The sequence below is a fragment of the Calidithermus chliarophilus DSM 9957 genome (genome assembly GCF_000430045.1).
Lineage (GTDB): Bacteria > Deinococcota > Deinococci > Deinococcales > Thermaceae > Calidithermus > Calidithermus chliarophilus.
The window spans coordinates 89,781-114,578 of the sequence record NZ_KE387028.1 but is presented as its reverse complement, the minus strand read 5'-3'; the positions used below and the strand labels follow the sequence as shown (position 1 = coordinate 114,578).

Sequence of the window (24,798 nt, the reverse complement as noted above, 5' to 3'; positions counted from 1 at the left end):
CGTCTTGCGGAGGGGCGGCGCGGGGCCGGAGCGGGCCCCGCGCCTTCGTGTGCATGCAGGGGCCTCAGGGGAACACACACCCGTCCGGTGGAAGGCAGCGGCTAGCAGTCGAGGGAAACGGGCGCAGATCCCGCCGAGCCCCTACGGACAAGCCTGCGTTGTGGCCTTTTCGGCTATATCTCCGTGGGTGTCTCGACCGACACAGGCCAACACAAAGGCCCACTCCAGGGCGGCGTCCTCGAGTTCGTCGATCAGGTTCCCCGCCCCCAGATGGCCCGTATCCAGGTGGGTCTTCAGGAGGAGCCGGTTGCGGCCGGTGCGATAGCTTCGGATGCGGGCCACCCACTTCGCGGGCATCCAGTACGGCACTCTCGTGTCGTTCATGGCCCCCACCGCCAGGATGGCGGGGTAACGGCCGGGCTTGAGGTTCTGATAAGGCGAGTACGAGAACATGTAGGCGAGCTCGTCTGGGGCGTCTGGGTCGCCCCATTCGGCGGTCTCCAGGGCCGAGAGAGCGCTGGTTTCGTCGAGCATCCCGCCCACAACATCCACGAACGGCACCCTAGCCACCACCGCCCGGAACAGGTCGGGCCGCGCGTTGAGCGCGGCGCCCACCGCCGCCCCACCCGCGCTGACACCCGCGAGCACCAAGGAATCGGGACAGGCATAGCCCTCGCGGATAAGGTGTTGGGCGCAGGCAATCACGTCGAGGGCCGCATTGCGCTTGTTCAGCCGCCTCCCCCCGTCGTGCCAGGCCTGGCCCCGCTCGCCCCCGCCGCGGATATGCCCAATAGCGAAGGCCACACCCCGGTCCAGCAGAGGCAGGCGGAAGGGGCTGAAGCTAGGGCTGGTGACCGCGCCGTATGCCCCGTAGACGTAGAGATACAACGGGCGTACGGTTCCCGCGGCGCAACCGTGGCGGTAGACCAGAGAGATCGGGATAGCGCTCCCGTCGTCGGTCTCGGCCCAGACTCGCTCCGCGCAGTAGTTCCCGGAGTCGTAGCCCGGGATGCTGTGGCGATGGACCAGCCGCACCGATCGCGTTTCCAGGTCGACCTCCCAAAGTCCCTCCGGTGTGACCAGGGAGCTGAACTCGAACCGGAACCAGCGAGCGTGGTAGTCACCGTTTTCGGCTGGAGAAAACACCCCGAGACCTTCCGGCACCCCGGCTTCAGGGGCTGGGATTGGCCAAGTCTCTCCCTGTGCCAGGTCATGGACCCAAATCCGCCCGCACCCGTTCTCGTGGCCGTAGATGACCAGGTGGCTGGCGAAGGCGTCCATCCCTGAAACGACCCCCTCGGCTGGACTAAGCGCCTCGATCCATCCCTCTGGCGGGGTTGGTTCGCAGGGAGCAAACATCACACGGAGATCTGTCCGGTCGAGGTTCGTCAACACCGCGAAGCGATCCCGGCAGTGCTCCAGCCAGTAGCGTAGCCTCTCTCTGCGCTGATAAAACAGCTGTACCGGGCGATTCGGACGGTCCAGCTCGAGGTAATGGACCTCGGTGTCCTCGGCACCGACCGAGGTCACGAAAAGATAGGCCCGGCTGCGCGAACGCGCGAGCGTGAGCGCATAATGCTCGTTTGGTTCAACCAGCAGGGTCTGGTGGCCTACTCCCTGCGGCCCGAGTGGCCGGAACAGCAAGCGCTCGGGCCGCCCTGACTCGCTCAGCCCCAGAAGATAGAGGCCCTTTCCGTCCGGCGACCACTCGAAATCAGCGTATACGTCGGGTATTTCCTCCAAGAATCTGCCATTCTCGAGATCCCTAACCAGCACTGTATACCGCTCGTGCCCAGTAAGGTCAATGGACAGTGCGATCTTGCTATGGTCATCGTTGGGCTTGACCGAGCCGACCATGGCATGTAGGCTCCCACGCTCGGAGGCCAACTCTCCCACGTCTACGAGCACCTCCTCTTCCAAAGTCCCCACCCGGCGGCGGCAGAAAACGGGCCATCCGTCAGGCGAATCCGTGCGGTCGTAATAGAGGTAGTTGCCAACCGGCATGGCCGGTGACTCCGTAAACACACTCCTCAGGGCCATGAGCTCGCTTATGACAGCACGGTAGAGCCCGACGTGCCCCGCGAGAAACCTCTCGACGCGGGTGTTCTCGTCCTCGAGGAAGCGCCTTGTCCGCGGATCGCACAGGTCTTCCAACCAAGCGAATTCGTCAGGCTTAGGGTTATGGCTGTCTGACATGATCTTCCTGCCCCTGAGCCGCTACGCTTCCTTCCGAAGGCGGGCTGGCTCTCTTCAGCAGGGGCACCAGGACGAGCCAGCCCGCCAGCGCCACGATCACCGAGATGGTGGCGGACGCCGACAGCAGGGCGCGGGGCTCGAGCAGCGGGACCAGATAGCCCGACAGGCTCGAGGCCGCGAGGAACAGGGCCGTCGTGGACATGTCTACCGCGCTGCGCACGCGCCCGAGGTAGGACGGGGGGACGTAGCGCTGGTCCAGGGTGTCGCGGGCGATGTTGAAGGGGGCGTTGCCCAGGGAGGTGAGGATCACCCCCAGCACCAGCACGGGCAGGCTCCACGCGGCGGCCACCAGGGTCGCCCCGAGGGCCATCAGGCCGAGACTGGCGGCCAGCAGGCGCTCGAGCCGGGCCCGGTGGGCCAGCCAGACGACGTAGCCGCCCACCAGCATCTGGGCGACGCCGTTGGTGGCGGCGAGCCAAGCTAAGTCAGGCGCGTTGTGGCCAAGGGTTCTCGTGATGAAGAAGATCATCACGGTGCCATTGATCCCCGCGGCCAGAGCGGTTGTGGAGGTGATGGCGAAGTTAGCCAGAATCAGGCGCGCACCGAGAAGATAGCGGAGGCCCGCACGGATATCGCCCCACAATGAACTCCGCCCCCGGGATGGAGTCCCTGATTCTGTGGGCTGAAGGCGGTGGGGGGGCAGCGCTAGCCCGATGAGCAGCGCCGATAACAAGAAGGTGGCAGCGTCCGCCACGAAAGCCACTCCTGGGCCCACAGTCGTGTAGAGCACGGCGCCCAGGGCCGGGCCCGCGATGAGGGCGGCCTGCTGGCCGATGACGAGCAACCCGTTGCCCTGCTCGAGCTGGCGGTCTTCGACGACGCGGGGCAGCACGGTGCCGGCGGCCACCTCCGCGACAGCTGAGAACAGTGTGGCTAGTAGTATGACCGGGTAGACCAACCACAGGCTGTGGCTGACCACCGCGTAGACCAGCGCCAGGCTGAGCAGAGCGCGGGCCAGGTCGGCCCCGACCAGGATGGCCCGCCGGTTAAAGCGGTCCACGAACACCCCGGCCAGGGGGCTGAGCAACAGGTAGGGTACCGTCTCTGCAACGGTAATCGCAGCGATAGCCAGGCCAGACTGGCCGCTCTCGGCGAAGACCCACAGCAGCAGGGTCATGCGGCGAACAGCGTCCCCTGCCGAAGAGACAGTCTGCGCCGCCCAGAACGCCAGGAACGCAGGGTTGCGGAAGATGCTGGAATACGGTGGGGTAGCTTGCACGTTCGTACCTTGCAGTCCGGTGAGCAGGAGGCTCCTACGGATCGGCTTCTCCGGTCACGGTGGGGTCGGGGTCGGATTCACAAGCGGGGGTTCGGCCGCCGCCTCGGTCATGAGTTGCAGCCGCTCAAGCTTCCTCTGGAAGGGGGTCTTGGGCTTTTCGCGGGTGGCTTCGTCCCAGTACTCCTCCTTGAGGCGCCTCATCCGCACGTGTCTCAGGTGCCGCACGACCTCTTCCGGTGTTGGTGCCGCCATGCCTGTTTCCCACTCGCCCGAACTACCACAAACAAGTCGGCCCACCGGGTCAGCTGGATGTGGGGGGTCTTCACCTCGGTAGACCGGTCCCAGAAGTCCACGAAAACCCTGTCATCAAGATAAAGTTCCAGCACGGCCGGGCTCACCATCTTGGCCGCGGACGGCGTCATGATCACCTTAACCTGCCTCGCCAGGACCGTTCGGAAGTGGAATAGGTAGTTGTGGAGGTTGACGCACTGTATGCCCCCCGATACGCCAACGAGCAGGTTGTCACAGAGTGAGGAGGACATAGTCGTTCATTCCGGTCCCGCCTAGCCGCAGCGGCTAGGCGGGACCGGAGCTGCCTAGCAGAGGCAGTTGACGTTGGTGTTGGGACGGGTGCCGGGTCGAGAGGCCTGCACGGGTTTTACGATCCACCTGATCTGTTTGGCCTGCATGGTCTACCTCCATTCGAACGCTTGATACCCGAGACCGATCGGATGACGCTGAGGTTTATTTCGATCACCGTGATGTTTCTATGAGCCTCCGCACATCACCTCCCTCCTCCCGATCAGCCGAAGCCGCACATGATTCCGCGCGGTCAGCCTCTCGTACACTGCAGACCAGCGGAGACCCCATCGGCTTCGGGCATCGTCGCCTCGAGCTGGATGAGTTGGAGAGTCTCCCGGATGGTCACCTTCTCGGTCGGGCAGTGGCAATCGCCACTGTCCATCCAGTCCTTTGGACAGGCCGCCCCGTAGCAGCTCGGGCTGAAGAAGCAGGTCGAGCACTTCTTGCCCTCCTCCAGCCCGTTGGTTTCGCACCACAGGGCAACCTTGCGCCAGTCCAGGTCCATCGAGCCATCCGGGTGAAGCCGCCCGACGATGTTCCGGTCATGGTAGTCTAGCTCCACGGTGCACTTGTACACTTGACCGTCCGAGCCGATCACGAACGACCGCGGGTTCGCCGCGTAGCACACGACTCCGTTGGGCTGAAGGCTCTCCAGGACAAAGGTGTTGCGCAGACCCGCCTCGGTCGCCAACCGGCGGGCGCGCATGACAGCTTGGTAGGCCGAGTCCTGCTCACACACCTCGAGGCGGTCGTCATTCGCCCCGCCCCAGGTGCCAATGGCGTAGAAGCTGGTGGTGAAGCGAGGGTCTCCACCAAACTCTTGTGCGAGGAGCTGGAGGAATTCCTCCAAACGCCGTAGCCCTTCGGGATCAAAGTTGTGCCGCAGGGATACCACGAAGGGGTAGCTCGTGGACTTGAGGTAGCGGAGGTTATCCATGATCCGCCTAAACGAGGGCGCGCCGTCAATCGGCACGCGTCGCTTGTCATGCTCTTCTTCAACCCCGTCTAGGGTGATCTGGAGAAACGACAAGCCATAGGGGAGCAGTTGCTCGGCGAGGTCGGGGGTGAGGAGGGAACCGTTGGTTGTCAGGCTCGAGCTGAAGCGGATCCCGTGGCTCTGGCAGTAGATGTGGAAATGTTGGGTCAGCTCGACAACCACATCGGCGGCGAGAAGCGGCTCACCCCCGAACCAGCTGAGATCAAATTGTTCCAGCCTGCTCTGGGTCGCCACGAACCGCTTAATCCCCTCGCGCAGTTCAGGCGGCATCTTGCCGCGCTCGAACGATTCATAGCAGTAGGTGCAGCGGAAGTTGCACGCCTCCGTGGGCATGACGATGAGCCTCAAGCTGTGATCATCGTACTTCCGCAGGTACTGTAGGTGGCGCAGCTCGTTCTCGTCTGTGCCCTCGGGGATGAGGAAGCCGCCCTCGCTGAGGTCCTGGAGAATGCCCTCTAGCGGAGCCCGGTGCCGCGCGCTGCGCTTTAGTGCCCCCTTGACGTAGGCGGCCTGCCCCGGCGGCACCGCACAGATCGCTCCATTGAGGGTGTTATAGATAACGAGGGAGCCCGTTTCGGAGGTCGAGTAGCTCAAGTACTTGGTCGGCACGTAGTGCCTGCTCACCCTGCACCTCGCTTCCTGAAAAAGTGATCCCAAGGGGCTGTACGAAGCTGGAGGCATCCTATGTGTTAGCCTTGTTAAAATGGAAGATCAATCTCTGAATAGGTCGGAGATGGTCGTTAACGACCGGAAAGCGGCGGAGCTGTTGACCCGGCCCGAGGCGTTGGTCTACCTCGCGCCCTTCATGAAGGGGCCACGCAGCCTGAGGCAGGTCGCCGGGGAGCTCTCTACACCGATCCCGAACCTTCACTACTGGGCGGATAAGTTTCTACGCTTGGGGCTTCTCGAGGTGGTCAAGGTCGAGCGGCGTGTGGGAAGGCCAATCAGGTACTATCAAGCCCGAGCACAACGGTACATAGTGCCGCAAGAACTGGTTCCGATGGCGCACTTCGAACACACCGAACGCGTATGGAACCACAGGCTCTGGGTGGCCCTAGAGCAGGCATCTCCGGAGCTTCTACACCAGCGTGGGGTGGAGATTAGGCTCGAGCTCGACGGAACGCTCACTATCAACCCGTCCCAAGACCGCAAGGGATCCTGGGATATTCTGGGCGATGGGGTGCCCGCCGTACTCAACACCTGGAGCGATGCCCTGCTACTAGACCCTCCTGACGCTAAAGCGCTCCAGCGCGAGCTGTTGGAACTGTTCGAACGGTATCGCAGGAAATCGGGCAACCAGCGCTACATCATTCACATCGGGCTTGCCCCTCGTGAAAGCGACAGGCTGAGCAGGTGACAGCCTACCCCTCGGATCACGCCCCAGCTCCCTGATCGCTCTTGGCCCTCAAGGCTGGCCCCGGCGAATACAGGCTGGGGCTGGCATCAAAACCCGGAGCTTCGCGCCCATTCTCCCTAGCCCTGGTACGAGCCGGGTGGCACCGCTCCCCGGCTGCCGCGCCCGGCAATTCTGTGATATATGTATTCATCATAGGAGATTATATGAGGCACAGTGCGATCCCAATCCCCGAGAAGAGCCCCGCCCTGGCGCCCAGCCGGCGCCGCCTGAGCCGCCTGGTGGAGGAGCTGCTCGAGCAGCACCCCGACTGGACGCCCGAGGCCATCCGCCGGGCGTTGTTCCTTCGCGGCCTGGCCGCCGACCCCTGCCTGCTGCGGGCCGAGGTCGAGGCCCAGGGTGCCGGTTACAGCAACCTGCTGCCGGTGCGGCTGGTCAGGGAGCGGCTGGGGCTTGAGGCGAGGCCGTGACCGTGGTCCATGGCCGTGACGAGGGCGCGCTGCAGCGCGCCCTGGAGGGCGTCCCCTGCGGGGCGGCCGCCGCGGTGCTCGTCCGCTACCGCCAGCACCCGCGCGGCTACCTGCGCCAGCCCCTGGGGGGCTCGGGCGAGGCGGAGCTGGCCTGGAAGCGGGTGCGCGGCGAGAAGCCCTTCGTGCTCCGGCTGGGGGACGGCCTGGGCCTCAAGGAGCCGTACTTCACCCCGCGCCACCCGCTGATCCTGCAGGCCGCCCCCGAGCGCCTCGAGGCCTTCCACCGCGCCCGGCGGCGCCTCTCGCAGCGCCGCTGGCAGGCCTTCGCCGGGCGCAGCCTGGTGGACTACCTGGCGCAGTTCTCCCCCCCGCCCGAGCTGCTGGGGGGGATGACCGCGGGCGACTGGGAGGTGCTGGAGGTCGACCGCGACCACGGCACGGCCGCGCTGCTGCGCTGCGCGGGCGACTACCTCGTGGCCACGCCCTACGGCTGGCTGCGGCCCGGCCCCGCCCAGCGCCGGCCCACCCTGGCGGGGTTGCGGGCGTCGCTGGGGCTGGAGCGCTACCACGACCCGCTGGTGCTCGAGCGGCTCAGCGGGGTCTGAGCCGCTGCGTCCTCCGGGGCCGTCGGAAGAGCCGGGTCAAATTGTCGGAAGAGTCGGGTGATCCGGGGGCATGACCGGGCACTGTACGGCGTCCAGGACACACCTTGGCACGACCCGCCGTGCTCGCGGGGTCTGCGACCCCGCCGGGAGAGGGAGGGACCGCTATCGGAAGAGTCGGGTGATCCGGCCACCCTGCTATCGGAAGAGTTGGGTGATCCGGGGACCGGGGCTATCGGAAGAGTCGGGTGATTCTCGACGGCCCGAGCGAGCAGATCGCTGTCCTGGTGTCAGGTTCAGCCCATCCCTCGCCCGAGCGGAGCCCGCGGCAGGGGGCTATCGGAAGAGTTGGGTGGTCCGGGCACCCCGCTATCGGAAGAGTTGGGTGAAATTGCCGGGGAATCCGGGCGATCCAGGGGCTGAACTATCGGAATACTTGGTTGAACACTATCGGAAGAGTTGGGTGATCCGGGCACCCCGCTATCGGAAGAGTTGGGTGATCCGGGGGCCCGGGCTATCGGAAGAGTTGGGTGAAATTATCGGAAGAGTCGGGTGAAAAACCCGGAGTTTTCTTGTCCAGCACGCGCGCACCCCCGCCGCTGTTGTTGTCATTCAATTTTAAGTTTTAAAGAATTGTCTTAAGGAGGCAACAACAGCCGCGAGCCGCGGCGATGCGGTAGACTTCGGCCAACATGAAGAGCGATTCCCGACCCTGGCGGCGGGGCGAGGTCTCCCCCCACATCGACGAGGGAAACGTCGCCTTCTTGGGACTCATCAGCGTGCAGGAACGGATCCCCGAGAGTTTCACCCGCTGGGACCTCGAGTTCGAGATCCAGGGCCGGCGGGCGGAGATCATCTGCCGCGGCAACCCCGACTACGGTGGGGTACCGCACGGGTTGGACAACGACGTCAGCCTCGCGGTGCTGGCGCTGTACCAGCGTTTCGGTTGCCCGGCCGACGGGGTGATCGTGACCACGGCCTACCAGCTGCTGAAGCTGATCGGCCTCGACACCAGCGGGTACTACTACAAGGCCCTAGAGCGCAGCCTGGGACGGCTGACCCACACCACCTATACCGCGCGTGAGGCCTGGCGGGAGGGCGGGCGCTGGGAGAGCAAGCAATTCCGCTACCTCGAGAAGGTCCACGCCACGGGCGTGGGCGAGGGCGACGGCCTCGACGGCAAGACCGTGCTGAAGATCGAGCTCGGCAAGGAGATCGCCGCCAGCGTGCGTTCGCGTTTTATCAAGCCCCTGGACCTCGAGCTGCTGGCCAGCCTCAAACGTCCGCCCACCCGCGGCCTCTACCGCCTGCTCGACGGGCGGCGCTTCGCCGAGGGGGGTGCGACGGTGCGCATCTTCGAGGTGGGGCTGTTGGAGTGGGCCGAGGTCTGCAAGATCGTCGACAAGAGGCCCGAAAGGGTCCGCCGCGTGCTGCAGGGCGCGCACGCGGAGCTCATCCAGCGCGGCTACCTTGAGGCGGTGGAGTACGTGGGGCGCGGCAAGAGCCAGCGCATCCGCTACCACTTCGCCCCGGTGCAGTCGGCGCCGGACCCGGCCGGGGTGGAGCTGCTGCAGCGGCACGGGCTCACGCTGCCGGTGGCCCAGCACTACGCCCGCGAGTACGACCTCGAGCACCTGCGCGCGCGGGTGGCGCTATATGCCGCGATCCTCGAGCGCGGCTACCGGCCGCGCAACCGCCAGGGCTTCCTGGTGGACGTGATCAAGGACACCCAGGGCAAGTACGCCAACCCCGAGGACTTCGCGCCCCGCCGCGCCAGGCCCGCCGCCGTCCGTGCTGCGCCGCCGGGGGCGGCCGAGGAGGGCGAGGCCGACGCGCTGGCGGCGTGGAAGGCCATGGCTGCCCCCGAGCGCCTCAACCACCTCAAGACGGTGTGCGGGATGGTGCTGAGGAAGCACCTCGCCCCGCGCGACTTCGAGCTGCTGTTCGAGGCCCTCGACGAGGGGCGGCTGGAGGGCGAGGGCCTCTACCGCGAGCTGCTGGCCCACTCGGCCCCGCGCAAAGCCGCCGCGCTGGCGGCGCGGTTGCGGGAGCGGCTGGGGGGCTGACCCCGGCGCTTTCGGGCGGCTAGCCCTGCCCGGCGCGCGCCGTGATCCGGTGTGCCAGCGCCCAGGAACGGTATCCTTGGGCCATGCGAACGAGGAACCCCTCCCCCCGGCGCGCGGGCGTCAGCCCGTCCCGGAGGGGGTCGTCCCCCTCCCCGGCCCTGCTGCCCGCCCTCGGCCTGCTGTGCCTCGCGGCCCTGCTGGGCACCCCCGCCCTGGCCCAGCCCCCCTCCAGCCTCGCCGGCCGGGCCACCGTCGTCGATGGCGACACCCTGGAGATCCAGGGGGTTCGCATCCGCCTGTGGGGAGTGGACGCCGTGGAAAGCAGCCAGACCTGCCTGGATGCCCAGGGGAAGGTTTACCCGTGTGGCCGCCGCGCGCAAAAATCCAATGGTACAATTTCTCCTGATAGGAGGTAAGTATGGAGAAGATCAAGGTTGCGCGGTTGGGTTTGGGCAGCAAGGCCCCCTACTTCACGCCGGGGCTGTGGGCCCTGAGGCTGGTCTCGACCGAGGCGGTGCCCACCATGGCGGTCGACGAGGGTTGGCGTTTGTACGTCAACCCCTCCTTCGCGGACAAGCTCAGCGAGCGCGAGCTCGTGGGGGTGCTGTGGCACGAGCTCGAGCACCTGCTGCGGGCCCACCACGCCCGCGCGCGGGAGATGGGGGTGGACCGCCGGATCCACCGGCTGTGGAACCTGGCCACCGACGCCGCCATCAACGACGGGGCGCAGGAGCTGGGCTTCACCCTCCCCGAGGGGGTTATCTACCCCGAGCGCCTGGGCCTGGAGCCCGGCGGGCTGGAGGAGGCGTACTACCGCGCCCTGCTCGAGCAGGGCGCGGAGGACCCCTTCCAGGGGGAGGGGGACGGGCTCGACGGCGGGGTGGGCGCTGAGGGCGAGGGCGACGGCGCCTCCCCTCCCCCTGGCGCGGCGGAACCGGGCCGGTCCTCCGCGGCCACCTGGGACCATGGGTCGAGGGCGGACAGCCTCAAGCGGCCCTGGGAGCTGCCCCGCTACCACGCCGAGCACCCCGCGGTGGGCGAGGTGCAGGCCGCGCAGCTGCGCGAGGAGGTGGCCCGGCGGGTGCTCGAGCACCACCGCTCACGCGGCACCCTGCCCGCGGGGATGGTGCGCTGGGCCGAGGGGGTCGTGAACCCCGTCGTCCCCTGGCGGCGGGTCCTGCAGGGCCGGGTGCGCGAGGGGTTGCGCCGGGTGCAAGGGTGCGCCCGGGCGACCTACGAGCGGCCCTACCGCCGCCAGGCGGCCTTCGGGCGGGTGCTGATGCCGGGGAGCTACGACGTGCGGCCGCGGGTGGCGGTGGTCATCGACACCTCGGGCTCGGTCAGCGACCGCATGCTGGCCCACGCCCTGGCCGAGGTGGACGCGCTGCTGAGGAAGGCGGGCGCCGAGGTGTGGGCCCTCGCGGTGGACGCCGCCGCGGCCCAGGCCCAGAAGGTCCGCCGCGCCCACGAGGTCGTGCTGCTGGGCGGCGGGGGCACCGACATGCGCGTGGGGATCGAGGCGGCCCTCGAGCTGCGCCCGAAGGTGGACCTGGTGGTCGTCCTCACCGACGGCTTCACCCCCTGGCCCGCCGAGCCCCCGCGGGTGCCGGTCGTGGCCGGGATCTTCGGCGACCCCGGGGCCCCCGCGGGGGCCCATGCGGTCTACGCGGTGCCGGAGGTGCCGGAGTTCATCAAGGCGGTGCCCATCCCCCTGCACGAGTAGGCCGCGGGCGCGCACCAAGAGGCACAGCACGGTTTTAAGGCCGGCGGCGGGTTCACCCGCCGCCGCTCTCATGATTAAATCCTATCGGCCTTTGGCATAGCGTAGACTCGGCGCTGATGGTGTGGTCGTTGCGCTGCGCACTGCTGCGTCTGGGGCTCGGGCTCGGGGCGGGCCTGGCGCTGCTGGCCCCGCAGGCCTGGGCCTGCGGGCGCATCCCCGGGGAGCTGTGGGCCAAGACCGAGCGTTACGCCCGGGCCCAGGCCCTCGAGCCCGAGCTGCTGGGGGCGCTGGTGTGGGTGGAGAGCCGCTACTGCGTGCAGGCCGTCTCGCCCGACGGCGCGCGGGGGCTGGGGCAGCTGATGCCGGCCACCGCGCGGGGGCTGGGCATCCCGCCGGACCGGCTGCACAACCCCGACTGGAACCTGTGGGGCGCGGCCCGCTACCTGCGCTCGTTGTGGGAGGCCTTCGGCGACTGGCCGCGGGCCCTGGCGGCCTACAACGCCGGGCCGACCGCGGTGCGCAAGTACGGGGGCATTCCCCCCTTCCCCGAGACCCGCCGGTACGTGCGGGACGTGCTCTATATCTACGGCTGGCTCAAGCGCAGGGGGGGCGCGTGAGCGGGGCGGTGGTCTTCTCGCGGCTGAGCCCCCGGCGGCGGCTGCTGGGGGTGGCGTGGGCCCTGGCGTGCCTGGGCGCGCTGGGCTGGGTCACCTTCCGGCAGATGGAGGCCAACCGGGCGCGGCTGGAGCTGGCGGGCTGGGGCGCCTACCTTAAGGCGGAGGCCCCGGCGGCGTTTTACTGGCGCTGCCTCAACCACCCCGCCTGCGCCCAGGCGTTGCAGCGCGGCACGCTGGGCAACGCCGAGATCACCCTGGCGTTCGTGGCGCTGGTGGTGGGGCTCTCTCCTATCCTCAAGCGGCGCAAACTCCAGCCGCGCAAGACCCTCACCCAGCGCTGGGCCAACGAGCACGACATCGCCCCCCTCGTCGAGCGCCGCCGCCCCGAGCAGATCGTTGACGCGGCGCTCAAGGGGATGACCCCGGCGACCCTCACCGGCTACCTGGGGGTGTGGACCGACCCCCAGACCCCCAAGAAGCGCCACTTCCTGCGCCCCACCAAGCGCATCAACGACGTGCACTCGATCACCTACGCCGGCACCGGCGGCGGCAAGACGGTGGGCAGCTTCCGCCCGCGCATCGCCCTCGACGCCGCCGAGGGCAATATCTCGGTGGTGCTGGACACCAAGTACCCCAACCCCAACGACTCTTACGTAGACATGCGCGACTACTTCCGCGCTTTCGGACGCCAGGTGGTGATCATCAACCCCTTCGAGCGGGGCAACGGCATCCAGATCCCGGTGCTGGCCGAGGTGAAAGGCTACGACCATGCCCTCGACATCGCCCGGCTGATCTACCCGCCCGACCTCGAGGCCGGCGAGGACCCCGGGGCCAAGGTCTACACCGCCAACGCCCGCCTGCTACTGGCGGGCATCATCCACGGCCTGGCGCTGGGCCCGCGCGAGCTGCGGAACTTCCGCGAGGTCTACAACGTGGCCAACCTGGGCATGGAGTCGCTGCGCCAGTGGTTCGCCGGGCGCCGGGCCGCCGCCGACGAGATCCGCTCCACCCTCGAGACCGACAAGAAGGTCTTCAGCGGGGCGATCAACCGCCTGGTCGAGGACCTCACGATCTTCCGCCTGGACTCGGCCGTGGAGACCTTCTCCCCGGGGGAGCGGGAGGTGGACTTGGACCAGGTGCTCCTCACCCCGGGCATGATCCACCTGGTGCTGCCGGAGTCGTACATCCGGGGGTCGTCGGGGCGGGCCATCCTGCGGTTCTTCAAGCGCTACCTCGACGGGCGCATGCTGTCCCTGGCCGAGCGGCTGGGCAAGCCGCTGCCCATCCACATCAACTACTACTACGACGAGTTCGCCCTCTTCGGCTTCCTGCCCAACCTCAACGACGACCTGGCCACCCTGCGCAGCCGCAACATCAGCCTGCACATGGCGCTGCAGAACCGCAGCCAGGCCATGAACATCTACGGCGAGATCGGCTGGGCCGCCACGGTGGACAACAACATCGGCACCACCATCATCCTGCCCGGCTCCTTCACCCAGAACGACGCCGCGTACTGGTCGGAGGTGCTCGGCGAGGTGTCCATCGAGCAGTACCGGGTGGGCGAGAGCCAGGTGCCCGACGAGTTCCGCAAGAAGGTCGTGCGCTCGGTGAGCGCGGAGGAGAAGACCACCGCCCTCATCAACATCGACGAGCTGCAGCGCATGGAGCTGGGCGAGCTGATCGCCGTGGTGCGCGGCTTCCCGCCCATCCGGCTGCGCAGCTACCCCATTGAGCGCCCGGAGTCCGAGGGCAACCCCGTCGCCTGGGTGCACCGGGCGATGCTGGCCTGGAGGAACGCCCACCTGCAGCGGGGCATCGGCGAGCGCTGGATCCGCGAGGCGCGGCGCTTCCTCGAGGGCGCGGCGGAAGAGCCCGCCCCCCTGCCGCAGGCCGCTGCCGCCGCGCCCTCCGGGGCCCCGGCGGAGGGGGCGTCTGGCGCGGCGGGCTTGCCCGCCCCCGAAGGGGGGCTACCCCTTGGTGCACAGCCGCAGGCTGTCCTGACAGGGGATCGTCCGGCTGGTGTACGGGCGTCAGCCCGTCCCGAAGGGGATCGTCCCCATGACCTCTCCCCCGCCGAGGCGCAGCGGGTCTTCGAGGACTGGATGCGGCGGGTGGCCCAGGAGAAGATCCCGGTGCAGGCCGAGGGCCGCCCCGGCCGGGTGAGCCGCTTCATCCTCAGCCAGGCGCTGACCCTGGTGCCGCTGCCCGCGGAGCAGCTCGCCGCGCTGCAGCGTTACGGCTTCGTGCGCTACCGCCGCGGCCTGCACTACCTGGTGCCCGCCAAGTGCCCCTGGGGGCGACACAACCTCGCCCTGTGGGAGGCGGAGGCGTACGTCAGCTACCGCTCCACGGCCGAGGCCCCCGCCGGGGGGTGGGCCCAGGAGGAGGGGGAAGGCGCGTGAGGGGCCGCCCGCAGGCGCTGCTGGCGCTGCTGGCGCTGCTGGCGCTGCTGGCGCTGCTGCTGGGCGTGGCGCTGGCCCGGCAGCCGGGCACGGAGGCGGTGGCCAGCGTGGAGCAGGTGGCCGCGCTCATCGACCAGGCCCAGCGCCAGGTGGTGTACGTGGCGCCGGGGCTCTACAGCCCGCCCGTCGCCCAGGCCCTGCACCGCGCCGCGGTGCAGCGGGGGGTGCAGGTGCTGGTGCTCCTGGAGGCGTCCCAGGTCAACGAGCCCTCCAGCTACGGGGCGGCGCTGGCCTTCTTAGCCCCCGAGCGCCCGCTGTTCGTGCGGGTGGTGCAGGCGGTGCGCACCGCGCCCCTGCTACTGCTGGACTCGCGGGTTCTGGTGGAGGGGCCGCTGGTGGCGGGGGACGCCTTCGACCCCCGGCCCACCGCGCTGACCCGGGACTACGTGAGGCTGGCGGTGGAGGTCGACCGCTTCAACCGCACCTGGGAGAAGGCGGGGCGCTGCCGCCCGACGGCCTACCTGGCCGCCGGGGAGCTGGTGCTGCGCTGCCGGATATAGGAGGAAAGATGGAGATTCTACGCCGCGTGCAATCCAAGCTGTTCGCCCTGACCTACTACAGCGCGATGTTCTTCGGCCTGGCCTGGATCCTGAGCGACCGGGTGGTGCAGGGCCTGTCGACCATCCTGCTGGCGATCATCGCCAGCGAGCTGATCAAGCTCCGCAAGGCCACCGTGCCGGAGGACGATCCCCTGTCGGGACGGGCCGCGCCCGTGCACCGATCGGACGACCCCCTTCGGGACAGAGCAAGCTCTGTGCACCGACCGGACGATCCCCTGTCAGGACAGCCTGCGGCCCTGCACCGGGCGAACGATCCCCTTCGGGACGCCGCCGCCTCCGGCGGCGGGAGGCCCGCGCACCAAGAGGACGCCCGGCCCTGATGAGGCCCATCGACCAGCTCGAGCGCATCCTCGAGGTGCTGCCGGAGTGGGTCGCGGCCGAGGCCCGCGCCTACAAGGACGAGCTCGAGGAGATCGCCCTCGACGTGGGACGGCTTCCCGGCTACTGGTGCGGCGCGCCGCCTCCGCGCTACGGCTCGCAGCACTTCGGCCCCGACGACCTCGCCAACATCCAGGCCAAGCTCTCCAGCCGCTACGGGGTGGAGTTCCGTGAGGACGGCCGCGCGGGCATCGGCGGCACCCTGCACCGCATCAGCGCCATCCGCGACCGCTACCGCACCCTGGCCGGGCTGACCATCCGCCTGGCGCGGGTGGTCGAGGGGGTGGCCGACGCGGTGATGCCCTTCGTGCGCCGGGCCGACGGGGTGCTGGTGATCGGCCCGCCGGGGGTGGGCAAGACCACCTTCCTGCGCGACGTGGTGCGCCAGCTGGCCGCAGACCTCGGCCCCAAGGTGGTGGTGGTCGACACCTCCAACGAGATCGGCGGGGAGGGGCTGGTGCCCCACCCGGTGCTGGGGGCGGCGCGGCGGCTGCAGGTGCCCATGCCCGACTACGCGGCGGGGGAGACCTTCCCGGCCATGCTGGCGCGCACCTACCTCGAGGCCCTGGCCAACCACGGCCCGCAGGTCATCGTAGGTGACGAGGTGGGCTTCCCCGAGGATGTGGCGGTGGTGGAGACCATCGGCAAGCGGGGGATCAAGGGCATCGTCACGGTGCACGGCCGGGTGCTGCGCGACGTGCTGGAGAACCCGGTGCTGTGGCCCCTGATCGGCCGCCCGGACCCCGACAGCCGCCGCCGGCGGGGGCGGCCGGTGTTCGGGATGGCCCTGGAAGTGCGGGGCAAGGGGCGCTTCGCGGTCTACCCGGACCTGGCGGCGGCGGTGGACGCGATGCTGCGTGGCGAGCAGCCCGAGCCGGTGCTGCTGGGGGCTGGGGCGGCCCCGGCCCCACCCCGGGACTTCGAGCGCTACCGCCGCCTGGTGCAGGCCGCGCGCGACGGGGAGCTGCCCGGCGTGCTGGTGGAGGGGATGGTGCTGGAGTTCTTCGTGCTCCAGCACGCGGCACGCTGGGCGCTGGGGGAGCCGGACGCGCTGGAGGCGCTCGAGCGGGCCCTGCAGGCCTGGGAGGGGGCCGCGGGGCGCGCGGCGTAGCCGGAGGGTTGTCCCCCCGCGGCGTGTGCCCCCTATGATAGGCGTGATGATAGGGGGTATAGCTTGAGCGTCATCTCGATCGTTAACCAAAAGGGCGGGGTGGGCAAGACCACGGCCGCGGTCAACCTGGCGGCGGAGCTCGCCCAGGACGGTCCCACGCTGCTGGTCGACGCCGACCCGCAGGCCTCGGCGGTGGGCTGGGTCATGCGGGCCCCGGAGAACAAGCCCTACCCGGCGGAGTTCCGGGCGGTCACCGACCCGGGGCAGATCGAGCGCCTGCGGGAGCTCGACGGCTACCGCTGGGTGGTGATCGACGGGCCGCCCGCGCTGGGATCTCCGCTGATGGAGGCGGCGCTGGTCGCCGCCGACTTGGCCATCATCCCGGTGACGCCCTCGGTCATCGACCTCATGAGCATGGTCGAGGCCACCGCGGTGAGCGTTCGCCGGGCCATGCGCCGCAACCCCGGCCTGCTCTACGGGGTGCTGATCAACCGGGTGGTCACGGGCTCGGGCATGCCGCTGAGGGTGCGCGAGGCCATGACCCAGGAGGAGATCCCGGTGTTCGCCACCGAGTGGACCAGCTCCACCGCGTTCGTGGGGGCGGCCGAGCTGGGCGTCCCGGTGCAGTTCTACCGGGGCTGGAACTGGCGGGCGGCGGCCCGGGAGGTCGAGGCGCTCGCCCAGGAAGTCCGCGAGGTGCTCGCGTGAGCGCCAAGCCCAACCCCAACACCTCCAGCCTGCGGGAGGCCATGAAGCTGGCCCAGCGCAAGGCCGCGGTCGAGCCGGGCCTCTCCGCCGACCGTTCGGTGCCGCTCGAGGCCATCCGCCTGTCGCCCTTCCAGGCCCGCCGCTTCTTCGACCCCGCCGCGCTGGAGGAGCTGGCCCAGTCGCTGCGCCTGCACGGGATGGTCCAGCCCCTGCTGGTGCGCCCGGCGGAGGGGGGCTTCGAGCTCGTGCACGGGGAGCGGCGGCTGCGCGCGGCGCGGCTGGCGGGGCTGGCGGAGGTCCCGGTGGTCGTGCGCGAGCTGAGCGACCAGCAGGCGGCGGAGATCAACCTGGTGGAGAACCTGCAGCGCGAGGACCTCAACCCGGTGGAGGAGACCCGCGGGGTGCTGCGGCTGCTCGGCCTGCGGCTCGGGCTGGCGGAGTCGGAGGTCGTGCCGCTGCTCGGCACGCTGCGCGAGGCCGAGCGCGGCAAGGTTTCCCACAACGCTGTGGGAGAAAATGAATCGAGTATAATTTTTGAGGTTTTTTCATCGCTGGGACGGATCTCCCTCGCCTCCTTCGTGTCGCACCGACTGCCGCTTTTGGGGCTGCCGCCGGAGATTCTGGAGGTGCTCGAGCAGGGGAGGCTGGAGTACACCAAGGCCACCGCCGTCGCCCGGGTGAAGAACCCCGACGCGCGCGCGCGGCTGCTGCGGGAGGCGCTGGAGCAGGGCCTCACGCTGGTGCAGATCAAGGAACGCGCCCGCCAGCTCGCCGCGGCGCCCGCCGCCGGGCCCAAGGCCGACCTGGCGGCGCGGCTGGCGCTGGCCGGCCGCCGCCTGCGGAAGGTCACCCTGAGCCCCCAGAAGCAGCGGGAGGTGGATGCGCTGCTCGAGCGGCTCCTGGCGGCCCTCGAGGAGGATTGACCCCGCAAAGGAGCGGCAGGGGGGCTAGAGCCCCCCTGCCTTCGTGCGACTGTGCCTGGTCAGAGCGTCGGAGCGTCAGAGCGTCCGCAGACGCTCGACGAGCAAGAACTCCTGGAGCTGCTCGCGCAGGCCGTCGTGGGGCGGGCAGGGGCAGCGGCCGAGCACCACCGCCCGGCTGTCGCCCCCGGCCAGGATCTCGAAGCCCACACCCAAACCCGCCAGCGGCGGGGCGGTCAGGCGGAACCCGCCCTCCTGCAGGCCCTCGAGGGCCAGATCCCACTGCAGGGGCAGCAGGTCCTGCTCCGGGGCGTCGAGGAACAGCCAGCAGCGCGCGCGCGGCAGCCAGTACCAGTGGCCGTCCCTCTCGTGGCCCTGCAGCGTGACCCGCAGCGCCCCGCTGGGCTGGCGCACCGCCCGGCAGGCCTCGTCGTAGACCGGCATCTCCCCCACCCCCAGCGCCCGGCGGAACTCGGCGAACCACTCGCGGTGGGGCAGGCCGCTGTCGAACGGCGCCACCCGGCTTTCACCCAGGATCATGCCGTGCCAGACCCGCTTTTGGGGGATGGGAACGATCTGGAACAGGGTCTCCATCGCCAACCTCAACCTCCTATCGAAGATCAATATACTAATAATTGATAGGAGAAGACCATGCCCATTACAAAAACGTTTGTAGAAAGCCCACAGTACCGCTCCGAGGAGGTTCCCGACCGGCGAGCACGCCTGCAGGCGGTGGTGGGGATGGCCGGCCTCCTGGGGGGTGTGGCCCTGGAGCTGCGCCCAGGAGGCCGGCCACCCCGGCGCGATCGCGCCCGTGGCCCGCAAGCGCCCGCTCGACGGGCCGTCCGAGGACTGACCGGGCGGTGTTATATTTAGGGCTGATAGGAGGTGAGATGAAATGCCACAGATCGTGCGGGAGTACGATTTCTCGCCACAACTCGCACGGAAGTTTGAACTCTCGCTGCCACAGGTGGTGAAGGTGGCCAACGACTTCCTCGCGCAGCAGCGGCATCGGGGGCTCTCGCTGTCAGTATCGGAGGAAGACCTGGCGCACATGCGCTTCTATGGCTGCGTGAGAGGCTTCTGGCAGGTGGGGCAGTTCCGGGGGAGGCACTTCCCCTGGGGCTGGCTGGGCCTGGGGAGTGCGAACGACGAGCACGCTGCGTTCCTCCTTGCGTGGCGGTGGTCGCCGACGGGGGCCGAAAACCGAGCGGACCTGCGGGTGCGCTTGAGCCTGTACTGGGGGCCGTATTCCGTGGAGTACGCGCTCATCGATCCGGCCGAGGCCTGGCTGCACCGCGAAGACTTCGTGGAGGAGCTGTGGTGCAACCGCCCCCGCCCGCTGTGCGAGCTCGAGGACGAGGCGGACCAGTCGGGCCTCAGGCGCTGGTATCGCTCGGCCGGGGACGGTCGCTGGTACACGACGCTGGGTCGCTGGTGGGTCGACCGGCTGGTCTTCCAGGCGCTGGAGCCGCAAGAGCTCGAGCGCCTGCTGGCACTGCCCCCGCGTGGGGCCTTCTCCGTGTGCCCTCGCTACCTGGCCACGCCGAAGCGCCGGCTGCGCTACCACCCTCCGGCTTCCGGGCTGGGGCGCAAGGGGGTCATCATCCAGGACATGTTCGCCGACGATTTCTGGCTGAGCTTCGAAGAAGCCTACGGCCAGGCCCTTGCCGACGCCCTGGCGACCTAGCGCCGCGCCAGCCACAGCCCGAAAGGAGCGGGCGGGGACTGTCTCCCCGCCCGCTCAGTAATGGTAGAATTTCTATTGATAGGAGGTAACCAATGGGAATGGGCTACCAGCACCACCTCATCCACGTGCAGACGATCCCCGAGCGCCGCGGCACGCTCGACCTGCTGATCGAGGCCGCCCGCAAGAGCACGCTGGGGGAGGACCTGCTGCTGGCGGCCCCCGAGGCGGGCGATACCACGTTCTTGCTGGACGAGCCGTTGGGAGTGCTGGGGGTAGGGGAGGACGGGGCGCGGACGATCCCCTCTCGGGACGGCGTACCGCCGTACACCGGGGTGAACTTCCTCGAGGACGCCCTGGGGCGCAACCTTAACCCCGGGGCCTTCGCCCGCTTCCTCAGCCACTTCCTCCGGCCCGGCGCGGTGCTGCGCTACGAGTGCGACGAGGGGCCCGGCGGCTTCTCGCTCGAGGGGCCGGGGCGGGTCGAGGTGCTGGTCCCGGCGTTGTGCACGAAGGAGGGGGGGTGGGTGGCGTGGCTGTGAGCGTCGTCGGCCTCGACCCCGACCCCCTGGGCGCCACGCTGGTGGTCCTCGAGCCCGAGGGCGAGTCCTTCCGCCTGCGCTCGTGGGGCCTGGTGCGCCCGCCGGGGGCTCCGCGCCAGCACGCCTACCAGATCGGCCTCGAGGATCTGTCCCGCCTCGTCGCCGGCGGCGTGGTCGGGGTGGAGGTCATCGGGGAGCTGGTGCGGGCGTCCCCGGCGGAGCGCGGGCGGCTGCAGGCCACCCGCGCGCAGGGTGAGGCCCTGCTGGAGCTGGCCCTGCGGCACGCCGGGGCGGCCTTCGCCTTCCCCGGGGTGCGCACCTGCGCCCGCGAGCGCCTGTTCAGCGAGGGCCCCTGGCCCGTCCGGCTCACCGGGCTGTGCTACGCCACGCGCCGCGACGTGCGGCGGGAGGTCGGACAGTGGGTGCGGGGCTCGAGGCGATGGCTGGACAACCCCCACGTGCTCGACGCGCTGGGGGTGGCGCTGCTGGCCGGCCGGCTGGCCGCGCGCGGCGCGGGGGCGGCCGCTTGAGGCACAGCACGGCGTGGCGCGGGGGCGGGTAGGATTCCCGCCCCCGCCGTGTCGGACGACCTCATGGCGCCGCGGCCGGAGCCTCGGGGCTCGCGCCGAAGAGGAAGCCTTGGCCCAGCCGCACGCCCAGCTCGCGCACGAAGGCGGCCTGCTCGGGGCGCTCGATCCCCTCGGCCACCAGCGGCAGGCCCAGCTCCTCCATCATCCGCACCAGGCCCCGCAGCACCGCCGCCACCCGGTGCCGCGTCGCCGCGGGCGGCCTCAGGAAGCCCCGGGGCAGCTTGACCCCGTCGAGGGGCAGCCAGGCCAGGCGCTCGAGGCTGGAGTGGCCGCTGCCGAAGTCGTCGAGGTAGACCCGCACGCCCAGCTCGCGCAGCCCGGCCAACGTCCTCTCGAGGGGCCGCCCGCCGGGCTGGAGGGCCTCCTCGGTGACCTCGACCACCAGCGCCCCCTCGCCGGCCCCGGCCGCCCGCAGCAGCGCCCGCAGGTCGGCCCGCAGCCTGGGGTGGCCGAGCTGGGCGGGGGAGAGGTTGACCGACACCGCCCGGCCCCGCCGTGCGCCCTCGGCCAGCGCCCCTTCCAGCACGGCCAGGGTCAGGCGGTGCAGCTCGCCGCGCTCGCGGTACCTCGCCAGCGCCTGGGCGGGGGCGTGGGCACCCAGGCGCAGCAGGGCCTCGAGGAAGTACGGCTCCTGCTCCTGGCTCTCGAGCCAGACCACCGGCTGGAACTGCAGCCACAGGCCCGGCAGGGGCGGGCCGGGGAGGGGGGCGGCGACCGCCACGGAAGGGGAGAGGTCCTCGGTCTCGCGCATGGGATATGGGATCACAAGAAGAGGGGGGGCTTAGCCCCCCCGTGCGGCACGGTCTATGCCGCCTTTCCCTGGTTCTGCAGCCAGGCCTCGAGCCGCTCCAGCTTCTCGGCGGCCTCCGCCTCGCTCATGTTGCCCACCGCCGCCACCATCTCGCGGTAGCGCTGGACGTGCTCGGCGGGGATGAGCCCCTCCTCGAGCGCCGCGTGCAGCCGCTCGGCCAGCGCCGCGCGCGCCTTCAGGTCCTCCTCTACGCGCACCTCGGGGGTGGCGATGAGCTCCCCCCGCTCGCTGAGCACCGCGTAGCCGCGCACCCGCTCGACGGGCGCGGTGCGGGGGTAGCGGGGCGCGCCCTGCAGCACCGCGGCGGTCTCGGGGGCGTCGGCCACCAGGATGCGGCTGGTGGGGAAGCCGTCCTTGCCCTTGGCCTGCTCGACCTTGAGCACGAAGGGCACCCCCTTCAGGCTGCCGCCCGCCGCCGCCTCCAGCGCCCGCAGGTAGGAGTCGACCCGCGCGATGGCCGAAAGGCCCTTGACCGCGATCTGATAAACCCCCGCCCCCGGCACCCCGACGACCTGGAAGGCGAGGATCCCCACCGGCTTGCACAGCGGGGGCTGTTCCTTGCCGTTCTTGACGGTGGGCTGGGCGAAGGGGCAGCCGCGAAGGGCGCAGTCGCGCTCCTTGAGCCCGCCGTCGGGCCCGACCTCGCGACCCACCAGCCCGTCGCCCTTGCACTGCAGACCCGAAGCGCCGTAGCGCTTGTAGTAGGGGTCCCAGACCTCAGGGCCGAGGTCGAGGGGCAGGTACACCGTGACCGCCTTGGGCTTGGGGCCGTACACCGCCTCCACCGCCTCCGCGCCGCCCACGATGCGGAAGTGGTCCAGCGCCCGGGGGAAGCCCCGCTCGGTGCGCTCCCCGATCTTGAATTGGCCCGTGCGGGCCAGCCTGTTGCGTTCCGACAGTCCGACGATCGGCATTTCGATACCTCCTATCAAGAGATAGTATACCTCACTCTCGGCAGGGCGGCCACACTGCCCGGTCGCCCCGGCCCCGACCCCGCGCCGGACGAACGGCTCTCGGAACGGCTCTAGGCCTTGGCGGGGCGGTGGGCCAGCTGCACGGCGACCAGGAAGGCGTCGAAGGCTTGGTAGACGGTCTCGGGGCTCTTCCAGCGCCGCTGGGCGCGCAGCAGCACCCGCTCGGCCATGTGAATCTCGGCGGTGGTGAGTTTGCTCAGGGACTTGCGGCTCTTGGCCAGCTGCTCGGCGGCGACGCGGCCCTCCAGGCCCTGCAGGTATGCCTCCAGGGGTTTGCGGAAGCGGCGGGAGGCGAAGCGGCGGTAGCTGCGGCCGCCGAGGTAGCGCCGCGCCTCCTGCAGCGCCACCTCCAGCGCCTCCCGGAAGGGCAGGCCCATCCCCACGGCCTCCAGCGCGGCCGCCACCCCGAAGCGGCGGCGGGGCTTGAGGTGCTCGAGGGCCAGCAGCAGGGTGCGGGCGCTCTCGTAGTCGCGCGCGGCGAGCGCCAGCAGGATGGCCTCCTCGAGGCGGGCGCGTGAGTCGCCCGCCCATAGGCCCTGCTGCGAGAGCGTGTACAGCAGATCGGTGGTCACGACGTGCATTCTATGCCCCTCGGGATAGCCGGGATAACCAGGTCTGGCGCAGGCCAGCGCGGCGCTCCAGGGCAGCGCGGTAGGCCCCGGAGTCGCCGAAGAGCCAGGCCGAGTCCTGGGCGCGGGTGAGCGCGGTGTAGAGCAGCTCGCGGTTGGGGAACTCCCCGTGCCCGGCGGCCAGCGCCAGCATCACGCAGGGCCACTGGCTGCCCTGGGCCCGGTGGACGCTGAGGGCGTAGGCGTGGCGCAGCCAGCGCGCGGCGCGGCGGGGGACGCGGAGGCGGTGGCCGTCGTCGAGGCGCACCAGAAGGCTGCGCTCGTCGAGGTGCTCGACCTCCATCAGCTGACCGTTGGCCAGGCCCAGCGCGTAGTCGTTGCGGGTCTGCACCAGCGGGTCGCCCGGGCTCACGCACAGCCCCTGCAACCGCAGCACGCCCCTGGCGACGGGGTCAGGGGCGGGGTTGAGGCGCTCCTTGAGCGCGCGGTTGAGGTTGTCGATCCCCAGCACGCCGCGGTAGAGCGGGACGAGCACCTGCGGCCGCCGGCCGGTGCGGCGCCAGACCCGCTCGACCTCGGCCACGATCGCCTCCAGGGTGGCCTCCTCCCCCAGGTCCAGCCGCCAGTGCAGCCCCGGCTGCTCGAGCGGCGGCGGCAGCCGGCCCTCGCGGACCGCGTAGGAGGCCAGCGTGACGGGGTGGTCCTGGGCCCGGCGCTGCAGCCGGGTCAGGCGCACCTGGGGCAGCCCCAGCCGCAGCAGGTCCTGGAACGGCGCCCCGGGCCCCACCGGCGGCAACTGGTCGGCGTCGCCGACCAGCAGCACCCGGGTGCGCGGGGACAGCGCCGCCAGCAGGGCCCGCAGCACCTCCACGTCGGCCATCGCCGCCTCGTCGACGAGCACCACGTCGGCCGGCAGAGGGTCGAGGGGGCCGTGGCGGAAGCCGCGCCCGTCCCAGCCGAGCCGGGCGTGGATGGTGTGGGCCTGGCAGCCGGTCAGCTCGGCCAGGCGCACCGCGGCCTTGCCGGTGGGCGCCAGCAGCAGCACCTCCAGTCGGGCCTGCTCACAGGCCGCCACCACCGCCGCGCAGGTGTGGCTCTTGCCGGTACCCGGCCCCCCGGTCAGCAGCCCGCTGCCGCGCTCGAGCAGCGCGAGCACCTGGCGCTGCTCGGCGGTGAGCGGGTAGCCGGGGGGCGGGGCGAGCCGCAGCACGCTCACACCGGGGGCGGCCGGGCCCCGCCGGAAGGCCCGCAGGATCTCCTCCTCGGCGCGCACCCACCGCTCCAGCCCTAGCCAGCCGCCCTCGAACCGCACGACGGGCCCGTCGTTCGCCCGCGCGCCCAGGGGGCGCCACAGCCCCTGCTCCACCGCGCCCAGCGGCCCGGGCGCGGGGACGAAGGTGTGGCCCAGCCGGCCCTGCCCCAGCAGGTGGGCCAGGAGCGCCCCCTGGGGGTAGAGCGCCTGCAGCCCCAGCCGTGCGGCGAGGGTGTGGGCCTCGCCCAGGGAGAGCCCCTCGAGCAGGCCCAGGTAGGGGTTGGCCCGGACGGCCTCGGGGTCCAGGTCGAGCTCGCGGGCGCGCTCGGGGGGGAGGCCCAGGGCGAC

Annotated in this window: 26 protein-coding genes; 16 read left to right on the top strand and 10 right to left on the bottom strand. The window is 70.3% G+C overall.

What is annotated here, in order from left to right:
- Window positions 1-141: 141 nt before the first annotated feature.
- The 5 genes from MEICH_RS26535 to MEICH_RS26525 all read right to left on the bottom strand — a co-directional run bounded on the left by MEICH_RS26535 (window position 142) and on the right by MEICH_RS26525 (window position 5,663).
- Entirely contained in the window at window positions 142-2,196 is a 2,055-nt protein-coding gene (locus tag MEICH_RS26535; protein ID WP_084542472.1) for a prolyl oligopeptidase family serine peptidase, read from the bottom strand.
- On the bottom strand, window positions 2,180-3,475 hold the full coding sequence (locus tag MEICH_RS0122040) for an MFS transporter (protein ID WP_169730730.1): 1,296 nt from the start codon (window positions 3,473-3,475) through the stop codon (window positions 2,180-2,182). The genes MEICH_RS26535 and MEICH_RS0122040 overlap by 17 nt, the downstream gene beginning before the upstream one ends.
- A gap of 54 nt (window positions 3,476-3,529) precedes the next feature.
- Window positions 3,530-3,676 carry a hypothetical protein gene (locus MEICH_RS29050; RefSeq protein WP_157202975.1) on the bottom strand — a complete coding sequence of 49 codons (147 nt, stop codon included), beginning with the start codon at window positions 3,674-3,676 and terminating at the stop codon, window positions 3,530-3,532.
- Between the two features lie 11 nt (window positions 3,677-3,687).
- Complete coding sequence (locus MEICH_RS26530; protein WP_051304437.1) at window positions 3,688-4,017, bottom strand: flavoprotein; 330 nt, start codon at window positions 4,015-4,017, stop codon at window positions 3,688-3,690.
- Between the two features lie 290 nt (window positions 4,018-4,307).
- Complete coding sequence (locus tag MEICH_RS26525; protein WP_218022855.1) at window positions 4,308-5,663, bottom strand: radical SAM/SPASM domain-containing protein; 1,356 nt, start codon at window positions 5,661-5,663, stop codon at window positions 4,308-4,310.
- A gap of 94 nt (window positions 5,664-5,757) precedes the next feature.
- On the opposite strand from MEICH_RS26525, the gene MEICH_RS0122020 reads away from it, so the two are divergent.
- The 13 genes from MEICH_RS0122020 (at window position 5,758) to MEICH_RS29765 (ending at window position 18,028) form a co-directional block, all read left to right on the top strand.
- Window positions 5,758-6,411 carry a hypothetical protein gene (locus MEICH_RS0122020; protein WP_147372488.1) on the top strand — a complete coding sequence of 218 codons (654 nt, stop codon included), beginning with the start codon at window positions 5,758-5,760 and terminating at the stop codon, window positions 6,409-6,411.
- Between the two features lie 203 nt (window positions 6,412-6,614).
- Window positions 6,615-6,878, top strand: a complete 264-nt coding sequence (locus MEICH_RS0122015; RefSeq protein ID WP_027894404.1) for a hypothetical protein — start codon at window positions 6,615-6,617, stop codon at window positions 6,876-6,878.
- Window positions 6,875-7,483 carry a hypothetical protein gene (locus tag MEICH_RS0122010; RefSeq protein WP_027894403.1) on the top strand — a complete coding sequence of 203 codons (609 nt, stop codon included), beginning with the start codon at window positions 6,875-6,877 and terminating at the stop codon, window positions 7,481-7,483. Before MEICH_RS0122015 ends, MEICH_RS0122010 begins: the two co-directional genes overlap by 4 nt.
- A gap of 689 nt (window positions 7,484-8,172) precedes the next feature.
- The gene (locus tag MEICH_RS26520; protein WP_051304435.1) at window positions 8,173-9,546 is read left to right on the top strand and encodes a replication initiator protein A; all 1,374 of its coding nucleotides are present in this window, start codon (window positions 8,173-8,175) and stop codon (window positions 9,544-9,546) included.
- An 83-nt stretch (window positions 9,547-9,629) separates the two neighbouring features.
- A complete protein-coding gene (locus tag MEICH_RS30375) occupies window positions 9,630-9,962 on the top strand; it encodes a thermonuclease family protein (protein WP_027894402.1) in 333 nt (110 codons plus the stop codon).
- 2 nt (window positions 9,963-9,964) lie between these two features.
- A complete protein-coding gene (locus MEICH_RS0121995; protein ID WP_027894401.1) occupies window positions 9,965-11,269 on the top strand; it encodes a vWA domain-containing protein in 1,305 nt (434 codons plus the stop codon).
- 116 nt (window positions 11,270-11,385) lie between these two features.
- Complete coding sequence (locus tag MEICH_RS0121990) at window positions 11,386-11,886, top strand: lytic transglycosylase domain-containing protein (RefSeq protein WP_051304434.1); 501 nt, start codon at window positions 11,386-11,388, stop codon at window positions 11,884-11,886.
- Window positions 11,883-14,288: a type IV secretory system conjugative DNA transfer family protein gene (locus tag MEICH_RS0121985; protein WP_027894399.1), complete on the top strand. Its 2,406-nt coding sequence runs from the start codon at window positions 11,883-11,885 to the stop codon at window positions 14,286-14,288. The genes MEICH_RS0121990 and MEICH_RS0121985 overlap by 4 nt, the downstream gene beginning before the upstream one ends.
- Window positions 14,285-14,848, top strand: a complete 564-nt coding sequence (locus tag MEICH_RS0121980; RefSeq protein WP_027894398.1) for a phospholipase D-like domain-containing protein — start codon at window positions 14,285-14,287, stop codon at window positions 14,846-14,848. The genes MEICH_RS0121985 and MEICH_RS0121980 overlap by 4 nt, the downstream gene beginning before the upstream one ends.
- A gap of 8 nt (window positions 14,849-14,856) precedes the next feature.
- The gene (locus tag MEICH_RS0121975; protein ID WP_027894397.1) at window positions 14,857-15,228 is read left to right on the top strand and encodes a hypothetical protein; all 372 of its coding nucleotides are present in this window, start codon (window positions 14,857-14,859) and stop codon (window positions 15,226-15,228) included.
- Window positions 15,228-16,397 carry a hypothetical protein gene (locus MEICH_RS26510; RefSeq protein ID WP_051304433.1) on the top strand — a complete coding sequence of 390 codons (1,170 nt, stop codon included), beginning with the start codon at window positions 15,228-15,230 and terminating at the stop codon, window positions 16,395-16,397. Before MEICH_RS0121975 ends, MEICH_RS26510 begins: the two co-directional genes overlap by 1 nt.
- 63 nt (window positions 16,398-16,460) lie before the next feature.
- Window positions 16,461-17,105, top strand: a complete 645-nt coding sequence (locus tag MEICH_RS0121965) for a ParA family protein (protein ID WP_027894396.1) — start codon at window positions 16,461-16,463, stop codon at window positions 17,103-17,105.
- Window positions 17,102-18,028, top strand: a complete 927-nt coding sequence (locus MEICH_RS29765; protein WP_027894395.1) for a ParB/RepB/Spo0J family partition protein — start codon at window positions 17,102-17,104, stop codon at window positions 18,026-18,028. Before MEICH_RS0121965 ends, MEICH_RS29765 begins: the two co-directional genes overlap by 4 nt.
- 75 nt (window positions 18,029-18,103) lie before the next feature.
- Here MEICH_RS29765 and MEICH_RS0121955 read toward each other — a convergent pair whose 3' ends face one another.
- Window positions 18,104-18,619: a hypothetical protein gene (locus tag MEICH_RS0121955; protein ID WP_027894394.1), complete on the bottom strand. Its 516-nt coding sequence runs from the start codon at window positions 18,617-18,619 to the stop codon at window positions 18,104-18,106.
- 304 nt (window positions 18,620-18,923) lie between these two features.
- On the opposite strand from MEICH_RS0121955, the gene MEICH_RS0121950 reads away from it, so the two are divergent.
- From MEICH_RS0121950 to MEICH_RS0121940, 3 genes are all read left to right on the top strand, one after another.
- Window positions 18,924-19,715 (top strand): hypothetical protein, encoded by a 792-nt coding sequence (locus MEICH_RS0121950; protein ID WP_027894393.1) that lies wholly within the window; start codon window positions 18,924-18,926, stop codon window positions 19,713-19,715.
- Between the two features lie 92 nt (window positions 19,716-19,807).
- On the top strand, window positions 19,808-20,254 hold the full coding sequence (locus tag MEICH_RS0121945; RefSeq protein WP_157202973.1) for a hypothetical protein: 447 nt from the start codon (window positions 19,808-19,810) through the stop codon (window positions 20,252-20,254).
- Window positions 20,245-20,784, top strand: a complete 540-nt coding sequence (locus MEICH_RS0121940) for a hypothetical protein (protein ID WP_157202972.1) — start codon at window positions 20,245-20,247, stop codon at window positions 20,782-20,784. The genes MEICH_RS0121945 and MEICH_RS0121940 overlap by 10 nt, the downstream gene beginning before the upstream one ends.
- Before the next feature lie 61 nt (window positions 20,785-20,845).
- Here MEICH_RS0121940 and MEICH_RS0121935 read toward each other — a convergent pair whose 3' ends face one another.
- The 4 genes from MEICH_RS0121935 to MEICH_RS26505 all read right to left on the bottom strand — a co-directional run.
- Window positions 20,846-21,595, bottom strand: a complete 750-nt coding sequence (locus MEICH_RS0121935; RefSeq protein ID WP_027894390.1) for an EAL domain-containing protein — start codon at window positions 21,593-21,595, stop codon at window positions 20,846-20,848.
- A gap of 53 nt (window positions 21,596-21,648) precedes the next feature.
- Complete coding sequence (locus MEICH_RS0121930) at window positions 21,649-22,569, bottom strand: recombination directionality factor (protein WP_027894389.1); 921 nt, start codon at window positions 22,567-22,569, stop codon at window positions 21,649-21,651.
- A gap of 110 nt (window positions 22,570-22,679) precedes the next feature.
- A complete protein-coding gene (locus MEICH_RS0121925) occupies window positions 22,680-23,201 on the bottom strand; it encodes a hypothetical protein (RefSeq protein ID WP_027894388.1) in 522 nt (173 codons plus the stop codon).
- 10 nt (window positions 23,202-23,211) lie between these two features.
- Window positions 23,212-24,798, bottom strand: a 1,587-nt coding sequence (locus tag MEICH_RS26505) for an ATP-dependent DNA helicase (RefSeq protein ID WP_051304432.1), incomplete at its 5' end; no start/stop codon positions are given.